The sequence below is a fragment of the Lysinibacillus sp. FSL M8-0216 genome (assembly GCF_038595555.1).
Lineage (GTDB): Bacteria > Bacillota > Bacilli > Bacillales_A > Planococcaceae > Lysinibacillus > Lysinibacillus fusiformis.
Map to the genome: position 1 here is coordinate 1,694,928 of NZ_CP152007.1, position 17,791 is coordinate 1,712,718.

The window sequence follows — 17,791 nt, forward strand, 5'->3', positions numbered from 1 at the left end:
TACGAAGATTGGCGTCTCAAAAGCATACACAGATGACTCAATAAAGTAATTAGATTTATTGAGTCTTATATTAGATAGGAGATCGACTGAAAATGAAGATAAGAACAAAGTTAATTATTATTTCATTGAGCCTATTATTAATTCCAGGTTTAATTATAGGCGTGAGCAGTTATAATTCTGCTAACAAGCACTTGGATGATTTGGGAGAGAGGATGCTAAAAAATAATGTAGAAATGGCACTTCAATTAATTGATTCAATGAATTATGCCGTTCAAATTGGTGAAATAACTTTAGAAGAAGCCCAAGAGAAAGTAAAACAAAATTTAATTGGGGATTTACGAACTGATGGTACCCGTGAAATAACGACAAATGTTGATTTAGGTGAGGACGGCTATTTTGCCATTTACGGAGCGGATGGAGATAGGATTGCTCATCCATTCTCAGAAGGAGAAAATGCGTGGGAAAGTGTCGATAGTCATGGGGTTTATATGGTACAAAATATGATAAACGCAGCACAAAATGGCGGGGATTTTACATATTACGCTAGAGCAATGCCCAACGACCCTGATGCAGAAGAGGATAAAATAGCCTACTCTGCTATTGATCCGAACTGGGGTTGGGTGGTAAGCGCTAGTAGCTTCATGGCTTCATTTAATCATGGCATTCATTTAATTCAATACACGATTATCACTACTCTTAGTATCAGTATTTTAATAGGTGTAATCGTTATATTTTTATTTTCCAGACATTTAGCCATTCCAGTTCAAATGATTACTGACAGAGTTGAAAAGATCGCCAATCAACATTTAACCTTTACGTATTTAAACGTTAAAAATAAGGATGAGTTAGGTATATTAGCAACAGGAATAAATACGATGACTACAAATTTAAGAGGAATGATTGAAACCGTTTCGAACTCAGCCGAACAAGTTGCGGCTACATCTGAACAACTTACTGCGAGTAGTGAACAGACAAGCACGGCTTCAGATGAAATTACGAAGGCTATTCAGCAAATTTCTACAGGACAAGAAAAGCAACTGGTTGGAATGAAAGAAGCAAATCATTCCGTTACAGAGATATCATCGAGTCTTACAGCAATTACGAAAAATATTAAAGAATTAAATGACCTATCCATTGAAACCTCTAAAGTCTCTCTTTCTGGTAATGAAGTGATTACACAGTCCGTTGAACAAATGAATCAAATAAATAAACAGAACTTAATGACAAATAAAGCCATGCTATTGCTCGAAAGTAAATCACAAGAGATTGGTGAAATTATTAATGTCATTACTAGCATTGCAGCACAAACCAATTTACTTGCTTTAAATGCAGCGATTGAAGCCGCGCGCGCAGGGGAGCAAGGGAAAGGTTTTGCTGTTGTAGCTGATGAAGTTAGAAAACTAGCAGAGGAATCAGGAAATGCAGCTAATAATATTTCTACTCTAATAGGTGAAATACAACTTCATACACAAAATACAGTACAAATTGTCAATGAAGGAAAAAGTGTAGTTGAAACGGGTATACGTTATGTTGCAAACGCTGGGAAAACATTTGATGAAATAGCAGCTGATGTAGACATGATTAACAATAAACTTTCATCTGTCTCTACGGAAATTCAAGAAATTAATGCTAATACAGAGATTTTAGTAAATGAAATACTGAAAACCAAAGATGTTACCGATCAGTCATCGAGTTACACACAACAGGTTGTTGCAGCAGCGGAAGAACAGTCTGCTACTATGATTGAGATGACATTTGCTTCTCGTTCTTTAGCAGAGATGTCTCAGGAGCTTCAAAATCTAGTATCAAACTTTAAAACCAACGAATGAATCATTATATTTGGTAAGGTTTATAAAAGTAGAGACATATTCTTATGGTAAAAAGAATATTGAGCTAACAAATTTATGAACACGTAAATTTGTTAGCTATTTTTAATAGAGTTCAAAATGGTATCCATTGATATTCCACATAAACTTCACACGACATTCATATGGACTACAGATTAGCTTTATAAAATAATATAATAGTAATTTTTTGATAAAAGATGGAGGTTGAAACGACCCTATTGGAGGAATTAGGATGGAGACCGGTATGACATTATTTGAATCAAATCGAAAATCTGTATTAGAAAGTATTGAACATAAAAAATCTTTCACAATAGTATACATTACGATTATCAGTTGGCATGACTTGGACCTTTCTAAATGTATAGATGTGGTTAGGAGAAAGCTAACTTTGTATCAACCAAAAGTGGAATGGTATAGAGTATTTGATAAGGAATTTCTATTAGTCTGTCATGCTCAGTCCCAAGCTCGTTTAATTAGTCAAGAACTATCAAATATTGAATATTTAAAGATACACTATCTATATGTCCAAGATAGAAAACTTCCTGCGTTAAATTACGTTAGACAAGTCTATTTGCAAAACATAACTAGCGATGAACTAAAAGAGTGTAATTCACAGAAAGGTTTAGTAACTGAAGAGTTTGAAATAGTCTTCCAACCGATATTACACCATAATAGGCAATTATCCTTTGAAGCACTAAGTAAATGGCGGTGGGAAGAGATGGGTTCTATCTCTCCGGGTATATGTATTCCAATTTTAAATATAGAAAGTTTAATAGAATTAACCAAGAATATTATCAAAAAAGCTGTTGATTTATTGAGTAGATATAATGAAGTCGTTTATGTTTCTATTAATTTATCAGCGCCATTAATCAAAGATATTACTTGGTTAATCGAACATCTAGATGAAATTGGTATTACTAACAATAACCGAATTGCTTTTGAAATAACTGAGGAAACTATAATGGGGATAGAAGCTAGTGAAAATCTAAAAATTATACGTGATCGAGGTCATATTATATTTATTGATGGTTTCGGCTCTGGTTCTGGAAACTCGAATTTTCAATATATGTCCTTACTGCCCCTTGATGGAGTGAAACTAGATAGGTTGTTTATTAGTGGGAAATCAAATAAAAAGGTAATGGAGCTGCTGACAAATATTATCAAGGCCATAGATTTAGAAGTAATAATAGAAGGTGTAGACAATGTTGAGCAGCTTAATACCTTATCTGAAGCCCAATACGATTCAATACAAGGCTATTACATATCAAAACCACTAACAATAAATGAATTGACGAAATTTATGAATGACAATTGCTAGACTAAGTATAGTACGACAACAAAAGAATACCCTGTCGACATGAAGGGGATATTTAGAAAAATAAAACGACAGCAAAAAAACGCAATCCCCTGATGGGGGGCGTTTTTTGCTGTATAAAACCTTTTCTATTAGTTGTGGTGAAGGTGAACAATAAGAAAGAAGGGAACTCCAGATAATCTCCAGGAAATCTCTAGAAATTCTCCACCCTATTACCATATGAACTACAGATACTGCCTCTATTATAAAACCTGTAAGACAAAATACATCTTAAAAGGAGAATAAAAACATGAAAAAGAAAAAGAGATTAGCTGTTACTACTTTAGGTGCCGTATTCGCACTATCCACGATGGGGTCTGCATTTGCAGCAGAGGCACCAACTCAAGTGAGTGAGAAAAGTGAATATGTGGTAGGTCAAGTAAGTAAACCAACGAACGTTGATGAAATTTCAAAAGAAAAGGTGCAAGCCATTTTTGATCAAGCAGAAGCGGGTACACTAACAAAAAAAGAATCTATGAAGCAACTTGATGCTGCGCTAGGCATTAAGGGAGATAAAAATAAAGTGAGTGGTCCTGCAAGTAAACCATCGAACGTTGATGAAATCTCAAAAGAAAAGGTTCAAGCCATTTTTGATCAAGTAGAAGCGGGAACACTAACGAAAGAAGAATCCATGAAGCAACTTGATGAAGTGCTAGGGCTGGATGGAGATAAAAAACCTACAGGTAAACCAACGAACGCTAATGAAATTTCAAAAGAAAAGATGCAAGCCATTTTTGATCAAGTAGAAGCGGGTACACTAACGAAAGAAGAATCCATGAAGCAACTTGATGAAGTGCTAGGGCTGGATGGAGATAAAAAACCTACAGGTAAACCAACGAACGCTAATGAAATTTCAAAAGAAAAGATGCAAGCCATTTTTGACCAAGTAGAAGCGGGTACACTAACGAAAGAAGAAGCGATGAAGCAACTTGATGAAGCGCTAGGGTTGAACGGAGATAAAAAACCTACAAGTAAACCATCGAATGCTAATGAAATTTCAAAAGAAAAGGTGCAAACCATTTTTGACCAAGTAGAAGCGGGTACACTAACGAAAGAAGAAGCGATGAAGCAACTTGATGAAGCGCTAGGGTTGAAGGATGATAAAAATAAAGTGAGTGGGCCAGCAAGTAAACCTGTAAAGTAACTTTCAAGAAACCTCAAAAGTAGAGAAACTCTCCATTATAAACCAAGTAACAGGCAACCTAATATATAAGAAATAAAAGTAAAAGTGACAATATAGTAATAAGAATACAGAAGCACCGATACATTCGTAGTTTTTTTACATGTATTGGTGCTTTTTAATGTGTAGGATATTTAATTTCGCATAATAAGACAATCATGCAACTAGTTCATTGCATCAGTGAACGTTATAAGAAAATCTACTGTTTGCAGCGTTCCGACAAATATGAATTGCTGTTTCCCCTATAATCATACTCATTCCCTAAAACCCTTTTGTGATAGTCACGTAAAAAAAGCTTCAACCCAAATCTAATAGATGATGGATTGGAGCTTTCGGTTTTTTTCAGCTGTCCTAACTAAGAAACAAACTTTTAACAGCTATCTGTTAGAAATACCCGTTCCTTACAAAAAATAATTGACTATAGAAATGCCATTCATTTACGCCCATTATGGTCTTTATTTTATGGTGAAGCCTAATGATTCAATTATGATGGGCGTTCCTCTAAATAATGTGCCATCGTAAGGAGTAATGGTTAAGGCCGTGTTTGATAGTGTATAAATACCGCCCTCTTGCATAACAGCATTAATATACAAATTGACATAGCCATTTGGTGAAAAAATCACGAATTCAGTAATGGGATCTGTCTGATCATTCCAAAAGAGAGTAGCGGGTAGGATTGTTCCGTTTGTTAAATCAAGATCGCTTGTTAAAATGTAAAAATATCTGTTAATCGTTGGAATGACTACTCCTTCTGGGACAACTTCGGTGGGAGGGACGATTGGACCATAAGAGGCTTTTATACGGGGCCAAATAAATCGATCCTCATTGCTACAATCACAGCTTTTATTACTTATTTGACCATGCTTAGGGTTGACCATGTGTTATCACACTCCATTCTTATAAATTTAACCTTTGCCCCGAATTCAGTTACTATAAAATATGAAGAAAATAAAATTCAATCTAGTTGAGCATCTATCATTCGATAAAGATTATTTCAGACAACCATGCTTTTTTCATAAATACTAGTTGGATAGAAGCGTTGGCATACATGCTTTTTACCGTAAATTAGTGTTATACTTTGCTAGTTGAATAAGGTAGAATACTAATTATGAATAATTAACGAAAAAGGGGTTACTGGTTTCATGAAAGATTTTGATCAACAATTGGAGGGGCTACTAAAGCAAGCCGCTTTGCAATACATAATATATCAGCATAATGGTGATACGGAGCGCATGAATAAAACATCACTTTTTGCTCGTAAAATTCAGCAAAAAGAGTATGTGATTGGGTTTGCAGGCCATTTCTCAGCCGGGAAGTCGAGTATGATTAATGCGCTGTCTGGCGAGAATTTATTAGCATCAAGTCCGATTCCAACAAGTGCAAATATTGTTAAAGTGCATAAATCAGAGGAAGACTTTGCGATTGTTTATATGCACAATGAAAAGCCTGTTAAATTTGAGGCAGGCTATGATTTTAAAACGGTCAAAGAGCTTAGTAAAAATGGGGATTTGGTATCTCAAATTGAAATTGGTCATAGTGCGTCAACACTACCGTTTGGCGTTACCGTGATGGATACACCTGGAGTAGACTCCACAGATGATGCACACCGTATGTCGACGGAATCTGCACTCCATATTGCCGATATCGTATTCTATACAATGGACTACAACCATGTGCAATCGGAGTTGAATTTTCAATTCACGAAGCAATTAATGAAATATAATCCAAATGTTTATTTGATTGTTAATATGATTGATAAGCATAAAGAAAATGAGTTGAGCTTTGAAGAGTTTAAAGCAACTGTTCATAATTCCTTTGCGGCGTGGGGCGTTGTGCCGAAAGGTGTATTTTTCACATCATTGAGAGAGCCTGACCACCCACATAACGATTTTGAAGCCGTCAAGAAAATTGTGATGGATAGTATGAACGATTGGCAGGATCAGCTTGTCCAAACAGCAACAAATACATTGCGTTTATTACAAAGCGAGCATGACAATTATTTAATAGAAGAAAAAGAGGATCGTCTAGCGTTAGATGAAGAGATTTTAAGTGCAGATGACTGGGCAAACCACCAAGATATTTTAGAGCAATACAACAAGTTAAATCGTCAGGTAGAGCTGTTCTCTGTCGAGGCGTGGAACGAAACATTTGAGGAGCAGCGAAAAGAATTGCTTGCCAATGCTGCCATTATGCCAGCTGACTTACGTGATCGCTTACGTCTTTATTTAGAAAGTATGCAGGAGGGCTTTAAGGTAGGAGGGCTCTTTACTGCGAAGAAAAAAACAGAGGAAGAGCGTAACCGTCGTAAAGAAGATGCTTATAGTGCCTATCAAAATGTTGTCCATGCGCAAATTACAGGGCATTTAAAGGGTCTTATGAAAAATGCATTGAAGGACGTCGGTGCCTTAAATGAAGAACGTGCGTCAGCTATTGATGCTTATCCATTTGATTTGCCTTTTGCATTAATTGAACAGCAAGTTCAAACAGGAGCATTGTTAACAGGTGACGCAGTATTAAACTTTGCCAACCGTGTGGCAGAGGCAACAAAGCGCTATTTTATTCAGGAAACAGATAGCTGGAAAAAAGCACAAGCGACAACATTAGAAGCGGTGGCAACTGAAACAGCGGCTCCTTCGAAGTTAAAGATGGCAGGCATGCAGGATAAAGTGGATGCTATTAAGGCTGTACTTGAAATCGAAGGCTACCAACAATATAGTGCGACCATTATGCATCAAGCGAGCAATGAAATCCGCAAGGTTGCGAATGAGCAGCTAACAAATTGGGAAAATTCCTTTAAACAGGATTTAGCAGAGATTCGTTTGTTTGATGAGTCCATGCTACAACCAAAAGAACAAGTCATTCAGCAGGAAGAAGCGCAGCAAACTGTTAGTGCGACGAGTCTGCCAATCGATGGTGTGATTAATCGTGCTCTGCATACCGCCAATGCTGTAAAAGAAGTACAAGGTTTTGCTGAAGTTGCTCAATATCTAGAAAATAAAGTAGAACGCCTACAGAAAAAAGACTTTACGATTGCTTTGTTTGGGGCTTTTAGTGCTGGAAAATCATCCTTCTCGAATGCATTGATGGGAGCGAAGGTATTACCTGTATCGCCAAACCCAACAACCGCAGCTATCAATAAAATTCGTCCAGTTACACCAGAGCATCCTCATGAAACGGCCGATGTCCAGCTGAAAACAGCTGAACAAATGTTAGAGGATATTCAAGGGTCGTATGCAGCGATTGGCTTATCTGTCCACTCATTGGAGGAAGCGTATAATCGTGCTGACGAAGGGCTTGCTGTCCAGTTGACAGATGAGCGTTTAAATGTGCACAAATCATTTATTCGTGCCTATAAAGAGGGGTATCCATCATTCAAGTCTGAGCTTGGAACTATTATTCGAGTGGATCGCGTTGAATTTGAAAAATTTGTTGCACAAGAAAATAAATCATGCTTTGTAGACAATATCGACTTCTATTATGATAGTCCATTAACACGCATGGGCGTTACATTGGTGGATACGCCAGGAGCAGACTCCATTAATGCTCGACATACAGGTGTAGCTTTTGAATATATTCGGAATGCGGATGCCATCCTATTTATTACGTATTATAATCATGCATTTGCCAAAGCTGACCGTGAGTTTTTAATTCAGCTTGGTCGTGTAAAAGATGCATTTGAACTGGATAAAATGTTCTTTATTGTAAATGCTATTGATTTAGCGACAACAGATGAGGAGCAGGAAGATGTAAAAGGCTATGTTCGTCAAGAATTACAGCGTTTTGGAATTCGATTCCCACGACTGTATGGTGTATCAAGTCTTCTAGCGTTAAATGAAAAGGTAGAAGGTTCAGACTTAGCATCTGGTATGCCACCGTTTGAAAATGACTTCCATACATTCTTAAATGATGAATTGAGTGCATTAGCAGTGCAGGCTCTTGCGGAGGAAGTTGATAAAACAGAACAACGTTTAGCGGACTTAATTGCGCAAACAGAGGAAAACCTAAAACGTAAGGATGAGCGTTTAGAGGAATTAACAGTACTTGAAAAGCATGTTCAATCGAAGTTTAGTGTGCTGAATACAAGTATGCTGGAAAGTGAGACAAAGCAAGAGCTTGATGAGCTTCTCTATTATGTTCTACAGCGTGTCTACTATCGTTACCCTGAATTCTTTAAGGAAGGGTATAATCCTTCAACATTTGCGGCAATGCCAGCACAGCAGGCATTGGAGCATGCATTGAAGGAAGTAATGCAAAGCTTACGTTTCGACTTTACACAGGAAATGCGTGTTACAAACTTCCGTTTATCACAGTTTATTAGCAAGAAAATGCAGCATCGCTTTAAAGATGAAGTACGTGAGCTAAAAGAGCTTAACCGTAGCTTCTCGTTCTTAGCATTTGAATCTTCTGAGCCAAATTTACTTGATTTTGAAGGTCCATTTGGTGAGATTTCGAAATATGCGAGCGTAAAATCTCACTTCCGCAATCAAAAAGCTTTCTTTGAGAAGAATGAAAAAGTGAAGCTGAGCGAGGCATTAGAAACATTGACAAAACCAGATGCACAGGATTATTTAGATGCACAGAAAGTTTCTCTCATGACATGGGCGATTACATTTATTGCAGAGGAAGCAGAAAAATTACGTTTATATATTTATCATCAAGCGCTTGAGCAAATAGAAACAGAAAGATTGGCGCTTCAAGAAGAAAGCCGTTTAGCTTCTTGGAAAGCGATTTACGCACAATTACAATACGCATGAGGTGATTCCTATGGGAAAAGTGTTCAAATCAGTGGATGAAATTCAGTTTGATGGTGTCCGTTTTATCGATGCTCGTTTTGATTTACAAGACAAAGAAGCTGGAAAAAAAGCATTTGAAGAAGGTCATGCAATAGGAGCAATCTATATTGATTTAGAGCAGCAGCTATCTGATATGGACAGTAAAGACGGTCGTCACCCAATGCCGAACAAAGAAAAACTGACGTCGATATTTCAAGAATTAGGCTTACGTTATGAAGATCAAATCGCTATCTATGATCAAGGAGCAGCACCATTCGCTCCACGTGCTTGGTGGATGCTGACGTATGCTGGTTTCCCAAATGTGGTCATTGTTAATGGGGGCGCATCTGCATTGGAAATGAAAATACCATTTACAAAAGATGTTGTTAAATACCCACCAACCTTTATTGATTTTGTCTGGAAGGATGAGCTTTATGCTCCACGCCAAGCGGTAAAGGCAATTGTGGACGGTGAAGTCAAAGCGACTTTACTAGATGCTCGTGCGGCTGAGCGTTACCGTGGGGAAGTTGAGCCATTAGATAAAGTAGCGGGCCACATACCAACCGCGAAAAACTTTGACTGGGAGCAATTAAAGAAGGGCGGTCAGTTGCAGGCCAATGATGCATTGCGTCAAAAAGTGGCTCCAGATGAACATGTAGTTGTCTACTGTGGCAGTGGTGTAACCGCATCCCCACTCTATGCCGTATTAGCGGATGAAGGCTATGAAAACATCCAATTATATGTAGGTAGCTTTAGTGATTGGATTACACAATACGATGTTGAAAAAGGTACAAATGAATAAGGATCACAGCAAAAACGCTCACTTAGGTGAGCGTTTTTTTTGGAGAGGTGGATCGGGTGCGGGGGAAAGTGATGGATAGAAGTGGGGAAGTGATGGATAGAAAGAAGAAAGTGACGGATAGGATGCCAAAAGTGGCGGATAGAAAGCTGAAACTAGCGGATAGAAAGCCAAAACCGACGGATAGAGCCAAAAAAGTCAAAATGACTCACCATTCATTTTATGCTACACTCTTTTAAAAGGGGGAAAGTGGATGTTTAAACGTGAGACGAGCATAGTTGTTCAACACCACGGTGATGTACAATGTGCACTTGGAAAGGTAGCAATTCAGGGCTTTGGTATGAGTGTGTATAGTTTTTTTGTAGATGGTTTATTAATTGATACAGGCTCTAATTCGCTGGCACAGGAGTTTCAATCTTTCTTTAAAGACTTGCCAATGGAGCAAATTGCCTTAACTCATGCGCATGAGGATCATGCGGGTAATGCCGCGTGGCTTCAGCAACAAAGGGATGTACCTATTTATCTTCATGGTAAGTCTCTTCAGACTTGTACGCAGGATGGGGATTATCCTTTGTATCGTCAAGCATTATGGGGGGAGCGGCCGGCTTTTCTAGCGCAGCCGATAGGGACTACATTGCAGACGAAAACAGCTATCTGGGATGTTATTGAAACACCTGGACATACGACAGATCACCTAGCTTTCTATAATCGCCAAACAGGTGCTATGTTCACGGGAGATTTATACATTCAAACGAAAACCAAGGTAGTACTCGATGAAGAAAATATTGTACATACCTTAGCTTCCTTAAAGAAATTATTAAACTATGACTTTAAAGAAATTTATTGTTGTCATGCAGGCTATTTAGCCAATGGACGAAATAGAATACTAGAAAAAATAGCGTATATTGAAGAAATGGAAGAGAAGGTTCGTCACTTGTTTCAACAAGGTTATTCAGTAGAGGAGATGACGTCCAGTATTTTCCCTCGAGAATATCCCATTGTTAAAGTGTCTGGCGATCAATGGTCCTCTAAACATATAATCAATGCTTTTATCCGTCACTTTACACAGGAGTCCTTGCAATAGGGCTCTTTTTTGTTGGGCTTAAAAGCTGTAACACCAATAATAAAAAACTTTGTGAAAAAATGTGGATAAATTGTGACAAACTCAATTGGCTCAATGGATACGCTTACATAAGTTTGTGAAAAAATTCTCATTTACACAAGAAAAATACTATGTGAAATATTGAACAGCTTGAAAGGCGATAGTTGTACATTTTCCACTACTCATTATAGGATGTTAATTATTTCAAAATAATTGATTGTGAAAAACTTAATTTGACAGAAAAATGTATAAGAAGTCTTGTAATAATGCATTTTCGAAAGAAAAAATAAATTGACAGAAAATTCATTGACTATATTTTCACAAAGTAATATGATTCTAAAATATAATGAAAAACAAAGGGAAAAGGATGGGATGGAATGGATGTCATGAAGAAAGCATTAGAAATGCATGCACACTATAGTGGTAAATTAGAGGTGATTTCAAAAGTACCGGTACAGGATTCTTATGATCTAAGTCTTGCTTATTCACCTGGAGTGGCCGCACCGTGTGTGGAAATTGAAAGAAATCCATCGTTGGTTTATGACTATACAATGAAGGGGAATATGGTGGCAGTTGTATCAGATGGTACAGCAGTTTTAGGATTGGGCGATATAGGGCCTAAAGCTGCATTACCAGTTATGGAAGGGAAAGCGATTTTGTTAAAGCGTTTTGCCAATGTTGATGCTTTTCCAATATGTTTAGATACAAAAAGTACGGATGAAATCGTCAGCATTGTGAAGGCGCTTGCCCCTACGTTTGGGGCGGTAAATTTAGAGGATATTTCAGCACCTAGATGTTTTGAAATTGAGGATCGGCTGCGTCAGGAATGTGATATCCCGGTATTCCATGATGATCAGCATGGGACAGCAATTGTAGTAGGTGCCGCTATGATTAATGCCAATCGTATTGTGCAAAAGGATATTGCCACAATGAAGGTTGTCATCAATGGCGCGGGTGCAGCAGGGATCGCTATTTTGCGAATTCTTGTGCAAATGGGCTATAAAAATATTTTTATGTGTGATACAAAAGGTATTATTTATGAGGGACGTAAAGAAGGGATGAATCCGATTAAAGAGGCGGTTGCTCATTTAACAAATCCAGAGAAAATACATGGTACGTTGAGTGACGCGCTCGTTGGGGCAGATGTCTTTATCGGTGTTTCGGTAGCTAATCTATTAACAGAGGCGCATATTGCATCTATGAATGAAAACCCGGTGGTCTTTGCATTAGCTAACCCAAATCCAGAAATTACGTATGAAAATGCGAAGGCGTGGGGAGTGCGAGTTATGGGTACAGGTCGTTCGGATTATCCAAATCAAATTAACAATGTCCTTGCCTTTCCTGGCATTTTCCGTGGTGCATTAGATGTACGTGCGACGGATATCAATGAAACTATGAAGCTTGCTGCAGTGGAAGCAATTGCTTCTCTTGTGAGTGACGAGGAGCTCGCGGAGGAATATATTGTTCCGAAATCTTTGGATGAGCGTGTCGTTGCAATTGTCTCTCGTGCAGTTAGCGGAGCAGCGGTCGAATCTGGCGTGTCGGAACTATTCCAACAAACTACTGCGCTATCAGTTTAACAAATAAAAGATATTGAAATACAGCAGATGTAGAAAAGCAAAGATATGCTTTTCTACATTTTTTATCGAATTTGCTCGAAAAATGTTGTTGTTTAGTTTTTTATGTAATAAAATTGGTGAGTACAAGGTAATAAATTGTGCAATTTATTGTAAAGTATAAATACATAATGTTGTAATATTTTTAAAGAAAAATGGGTCTTTAGTCTATAAAAGAGGAGATAAAATACATGAAAACATTCGTTCAATTCCGGTCCATTAAAGCCAAGCTGATTGCTTTCTCTTTATTGCTTTTAATGATTCCCCTTATTACCTTAGGCTATCTAAGCTATCAACAAAGTAAATCAAATTTAGAGTCGGTGGGAAAAGAAAATTTAAGAAACAGTGTGGAAATGACCATTGCCATGATTGAACAATTTAATCAAGAGGTAGAGGCAGGCAATTTATCTTTAGATGAAGCGCAAGAGAAAGTGAAGGTCGCTATTTTAGGTGAAATGGATAGTGATGGAAAGCGTCCTATTAATAAAAATATTAAACTAGGTGAGAGTGGTTATATTTTTGTTGTGGACCAAAAGGGGAACTCTATTGCGCATCCAAATATCGAGGGAAATAATGTCTGGGATGAGCAAGATGACAATGGGGTTAAGTATATGCAGGAAATCATTGCGAAGGGGAATGAAGGTGGTGGATTTGCCTCGTATTCGTGGCCATTACCAAATTCTGATCAACTAGAAGAAAAAGGGGTCTATGCAGAAACGGATCCGTATTGGGGATGGGTCATTGGTGCCAGTACGTATTTAGCAGACTTTAATAAGCCCGCGGAGAGTATTTTGAAATTAACGCTTGTTGTGATTGGCGTGGCTATTATGATCGGGCTATTTGTAATTTGGCAATACGCGAGTAGTATGGCTAAGCCAATAAACCGAGTGGTCCAAGCGATGGAGCGATTTGCGGAGGGTGATTTGACGCAAGAAAATATGTCGATTCGCTCAAAAGATGAAATTGGCAAACTGGCAAACGCTATGAATCAAATGCAAGCTAAATTGAAGGACATGATACACAATATTGCTCAAGCGTCTGATTTAATTAATACATCCAGTAAGGAGCTATCACAATCAGCTAATGAAGTGAATATGGGTGCTGAGCAAGTAGCAATTACGATGAATGAATTAGCATCTGGTGCAGAGGGACAAGCGCATCATTCTAACGAATTAACGTCCTTGATGGAACGTTTTACTGCTGATTTACGTGAAACAAATCAGCATGGGGAGCATATTCATCAATCTTCTGTTGAAGTATTAGGCTTAACCAATGAAGGAAGTCAGCTCATGACATCTTCGAATTCTCAAATGAGTAAGATTGATGGCATAGTACAAAATGCCGTAGAGAAAGTAAAAAATTTAGATGCCCAAGCACAGGAAATTTCAAAATTGGTGGTGGTCATTAAAGATATTGCCGATCAAACGAATTTATTAGCTTTAAATGCCGCGATTGAAGCTGCTAGAGCTGGGGAACATGGCAAAGGATTTGCGGTAGTTGCGGATGAAGTACGTAAGCTTGCAGAACAAGTAGCCTTTTCTGTCAATGATATTACATCGATTGTCACAAATATTCAGCAAGATTTTGATGTCGTTACGAGCTCATTAGAGGATGGCTATCAGGAAGTAAAAGAGGGTACCAATCAAATTAAAGCTACGAGTGAAACGTTTTCGACGATTAGTAATTCTATTAATGATGTAGTGGAAAGTGTTCAATTGATTTCCAGTAATTTATCAAAAGTAACTGAAGATGGTCAAAAAATGAATAGCGCTATTCAAGAAATCGCTGCGGTCGCAGAAGAATCTGCGGCAGGTGTGGAGCAAACGACGGCGACAACAGAACAGACAAGTAGCTCAATGGAGGTTATGGCGGGGAAATCAGCCCAATTATCAACATTAGCTTTAGAATTAAAGACATTGATTGCCCAATTTAAACTATAAAAAAATCTCCCCCTCTCTTAAATGAGAGGGGAGATTTTTTTACATCATGCCAACACCAATAATCCCAACGAGAATAATGAAGAAAAGAACGAAGAACAAGATGAATAAAATAATTCCAGGAATAAAGATAGTGAAAAAGGCCATCCAATTAGAGATTTGGTGTGCTTCTGCTACCACACCGACTGAAATGACGAAAGACCAAATAGTTACAACAATAGAAGCTAAAATAGCTGGCCAAAAAATCCATGGAAGTGAGCCCATAAAGTTTGGATCTAGTAAAGATTCTGGTGAAGTGAATAACCATATTAAATAAAATGGAATAAGCACTATAAATGGTACAGCTGTAAGGCTCAGCCCTTTAAATAAGTCTGAATACGTGCCAGTACCCTTAAATAGTTTACCAAATAGCCATGTGATTAGAGCAGATATAGCTGTCCCGATAATACCAGCGATTGGAGCAAAGATTACACACAGTAAAGCCAATAACCAAGGGGAAAGGTCAGTGAAAAACTCCGAATCCGTCAGCCCTGACATGATAGAACCGATATAACCGATGGACATAATCAAAATAGCAAAGCCGATTGATTTTTCGTTAATCATATAGCGAGCGGTTTGCTTTGGATGTAACCAAACGGATATAAACGGATTCACCTTTGGCCTTTCTTCTTTCTGTGTGTCATTAAAGTTTTCCATCAAACTACCTCCAAAATAATAGAATAATTGCATGTTACGCATAGTTAGTATACGAGTGATACAGTGAAAAGTTTCGTAGAAAGTAAAAATAAGTTATTTTCATAACAAAAGAGCCGCACAAAGGCGGCTCTTATTAGTGACTTAACATCATTTTTTCAAGCTCTAATGGTTCAATGTATTGCTCACCTTTGTAAGCACGCATATTACCACCAGAAATTTCATCGATTAATAAAATTTCGTTAGTTTGGGCATCACGGCCAAACTCCAATTTAATATCATAAAGCGTTAAGCCCTTTTTAGCAAGCTCAGTTCCAACAAATTTAGAAATTTCAATTGTACGTTGTTTTAAAATGGCATATTCTTCGTGTGTTAACAGGTTTAACATAGCTAATGCATCTTCAGAGATCGGAGGATCTTGGCGATCATCATCTTTAATGGTAACTTCCACAAAGGCATCAAGATCTTGGCCTTCCTTCACATAGGCACCGTAGCGTCGCAAGAAGGAACCAACAGCCTTAAAGCGGCATATTACTTCCAAACCGTTTCCGAAAACTGTTGCAGGCTTTACAGTCATTGTTGCATCATCAAAGTTGGCATCTACATAGTGAGTAGGAACACCTTGTTCATTTAATTTAGAATAGAAATAAGAAGTTAAGCGTAAACCCGCTAAGCCAGCACCATCAATTGTTAAGCCAACCGTATTAGCGCCTGGGTCGAACACGCCGTTTTCACCTGTTACATCGTCTTTAAATTTTAATAAATAATGACCATCTTCTAATTTGAACACATTCTTCGTTTTCCCTGTATACATTAATTCCACAAATAGACCTCCAATATTCATAGTACTCTAAAATTATAACACGAATATTCTAAATGTTTAATATTAAAAATGTTCGTTTTGTGTGTTTGTTTCTATCATTTATTGCTAATTTACAATAAAAACACAAGGTGATAACGAATAATCGTCATCACCTTGTGTTTTGAAATGCTTCGTAAGTTCGCTGGAGGATTTATGCTAGATAGCTAGGACAGTTATTAATAATTAATAAATGCCTTCAGCCAGCATTCCATCTGCCACTTTAATAAAGCCAGCGATGTTTGCTCCCATAACTAAGTTGCCAGGGAAGCCGTATTTTTCAGCAGCAGCTTTACTATCTGAATAAATATCTTTCATAATTTGATGAAGTTTCGCATCTACTTCTTCAAATGACCAAAATACGCGACTTGAATCTTGTGCCATTTCAAGAGCAGATACAGCAACTCCTCCAGCATTCGCTGCTTTTGCTGGTCCGAACAATACACCAGCATTTAAGAATTCATTAATTGCTTCAAGATCAGAAGGCATGTTGGCACCTTCGCCAATTGCTTTGACCCCATTTGAAATTAATGTACGAGCTGACTCACCATTAATTTCGTTTTGAGTAGCACATGGTAGAGCGATGTCACAAGGAATCGTCCAAATGCCAGTGCAGCCATTTGTAAAAGTAGCATTTGGTCGGTAACTTACGTAAGTTGAAATACGATCACCTTTAACTTCTTTAATTTCTTTAATGACATCTAAATCTAAGCCTTCTGGGTCATAAATATAGCCTGCGGAATCAGAGCAAGCAACTACTTTTGCGCCATATTGTTGTGCTTTCTCAATCGCATACGTTGAAACATTTCCAGAACCAGAAACAACCACTGTTTTTCCTTCAAATGAATCGTTCGCATCTTTTAACATCTCATTGACGAAATAAACTGTACCATAACCCGTTGCCTCTTTACGTGCTAAGGACCCACCATAGCCAGGGATTTTCCCAGTTAATACACCTGATTCACTAGCTTTAGTTAGACGTTTATATTGCCCCCATAAATAACCTACTTCACGAGCACCTACACCAATATCACCAGCAGGAACATCGACATCTGGACCAATATGACGGTATAATTCAGTCATGAAGGCTTGGCAGAAACGCATGATTTCTGAATCTGACTTACCTTTCGGATCAAAGTTAGACCCACCTTTACCACCACCGATTGGTTGCCCTGTTAAAGCATTTTTAAAGATTTGTTCAAAGCCTAGGAATTTAATGATGGATTCATTTACCGAAGGGTGGAAGCGTAGGCCGCCTTTATAAGGCCCCATGACATTGCTATATTGTACACGATACCCGCGATTTACTTGCACTTGGTTCGTATCGTCTTGCCAAGCGACACGGAAAGAAATGATGCGATCAGGCTCAACAATACGAGATAAAATATTGGCCTTAATATATTCAGGATGTTGGACGAATACAGGTACTAATGAAATGAAAATTTCTTCAGCTGCTTGTAGAAACTCCGCTTGATGACAGTTCTGTTGTTTAAGTTGCTCGAATACGCCATCTACGTATTCTTTAGCTAATTGTTCATTGCTAACAGTTGTGATTGTCATAGTAAAAACCCCCATTTAGTTGATAGGTGTATCGTATATTTATTTTTCAAACTATTCAATAAAATACTTTTT

Annotated in this window: 13 protein-coding genes; 9 read left to right on the forward strand and 4 right to left on the reverse strand. The window is 37.9% G+C overall.

Annotated elements, in window-relative coordinates:
* Window positions 1-92 precede the first annotated feature (92 nt).
* The 3 genes from MKX57_RS07960 (at window position 93) to MKX57_RS07970 (ending at window position 4,345) form a co-directional block, all read left to right on the forward strand.
* A complete protein-coding gene (locus MKX57_RS07960; RefSeq protein WP_043990122.1) occupies window positions 93-1,829 on the forward strand; it encodes a methyl-accepting chemotaxis protein in 1,737 nt (578 codons plus the stop codon).
* A 262-nt stretch (window positions 1,830-2,091) separates the two neighbouring features.
* Window positions 2,092-3,165 carry an EAL domain-containing protein gene (locus MKX57_RS07965; protein WP_258955925.1) on the forward strand — a complete coding sequence of 358 codons (1,074 nt, stop codon included), beginning with the start codon at window positions 2,092-2,094 and terminating at the stop codon, window positions 3,163-3,165.
* A gap of 286 nt (window positions 3,166-3,451) precedes the next feature.
* Window positions 3,452-4,345 (forward strand): hypothetical protein, encoded by an 894-nt coding sequence (locus MKX57_RS07970; protein ID WP_342550885.1) that lies wholly within the window; start codon window positions 3,452-3,454, stop codon window positions 4,343-4,345.
* A gap of 491 nt (window positions 4,346-4,836) precedes the next feature.
* Here the strand turns inward: MKX57_RS07970 and MKX57_RS07975 are convergent, their stop codons facing one another.
* Entirely contained in the window at window positions 4,837-5,259 is a 423-nt protein-coding gene (locus MKX57_RS07975) for a DUF4183 domain-containing protein (RefSeq protein WP_239354438.1), read from the reverse strand.
* Between the two features lie 264 nt (window positions 5,260-5,523).
* Here MKX57_RS07975 and MKX57_RS07980 point away from each other — a divergent pair, with 264 nt between their 5' ends.
* The 6 genes from MKX57_RS07980 to MKX57_RS08005 all read left to right on the forward strand — a co-directional run bounded on the left by MKX57_RS07980 (window position 5,524) and on the right by MKX57_RS08005 (window position 14,610).
* Window positions 5,524-9,135 (forward strand): dynamin family protein, encoded by a 3,612-nt coding sequence (locus tag MKX57_RS07980; protein WP_239354439.1) that lies wholly within the window; start codon window positions 5,524-5,526, stop codon window positions 9,133-9,135.
* Window positions 9,136-9,145: 10 nt separating this feature from the next.
* A complete protein-coding gene (locus MKX57_RS07985; RefSeq protein ID WP_239354440.1) occupies window positions 9,146-9,955 on the forward strand; it encodes a sulfurtransferase in 810 nt (269 codons plus the stop codon).
* 71 nt (window positions 9,956-10,026) lie between these two features.
* A complete protein-coding gene (locus MKX57_RS07990) occupies window positions 10,027-10,191 on the forward strand; it encodes a hypothetical protein (protein WP_239354441.1) in 165 nt (54 codons plus the stop codon).
* A 14-nt stretch (window positions 10,192-10,205) separates the two neighbouring features.
* Window positions 10,206-11,036 (forward strand): MBL fold metallo-hydrolase, encoded by an 831-nt coding sequence (locus tag MKX57_RS07995; RefSeq protein ID WP_008176358.1) that lies wholly within the window; start codon window positions 10,206-10,208, stop codon window positions 11,034-11,036.
* A gap of 395 nt (window positions 11,037-11,431) precedes the next feature.
* Entirely contained in the window at window positions 11,432-12,634 is a 1,203-nt protein-coding gene (locus MKX57_RS08000; protein WP_025115085.1) for a malic enzyme-like NAD(P)-binding protein, read from the forward strand.
* Between the two features lie 227 nt (window positions 12,635-12,861).
* Window positions 12,862-14,610: a methyl-accepting chemotaxis protein gene (locus MKX57_RS08005; RefSeq protein ID WP_089985075.1), complete on the forward strand. Its 1,749-nt coding sequence runs from the start codon at window positions 12,862-12,864 to the stop codon at window positions 14,608-14,610.
* Between the two features lie 39 nt (window positions 14,611-14,649).
* On the opposite strand, the gene MKX57_RS08010 is transcribed toward MKX57_RS08005, so the two are convergent.
* The 3 genes from MKX57_RS08010 to gdhA form a co-directional block, all read right to left on the reverse strand.
* Window positions 14,650-15,303: a Yip1 family protein gene (locus MKX57_RS08010; RefSeq protein ID WP_089985073.1), complete on the reverse strand. Its 654-nt coding sequence runs from the start codon at window positions 15,301-15,303 to the stop codon at window positions 14,650-14,652.
* 133 nt (window positions 15,304-15,436) lie between these two features.
* Window positions 15,437-16,123, reverse strand: coding sequence for a phosphoribosylaminoimidazolesuccinocarboxamide synthase (locus MKX57_RS08015; RefSeq protein ID WP_089985071.1), 687 nt, complete (start codon window positions 16,121-16,123; stop codon window positions 15,437-15,439).
* A gap of 222 nt (window positions 16,124-16,345) precedes the next feature.
* Complete coding sequence (gdhA, locus tag MKX57_RS08020) at window positions 16,346-17,719, reverse strand: NADP-specific glutamate dehydrogenase (protein WP_036124917.1); 1,374 nt, start codon at window positions 17,717-17,719, stop codon at window positions 16,346-16,348.
* Between the last annotated feature and the right edge of the window lie 72 nt (window positions 17,720-17,791).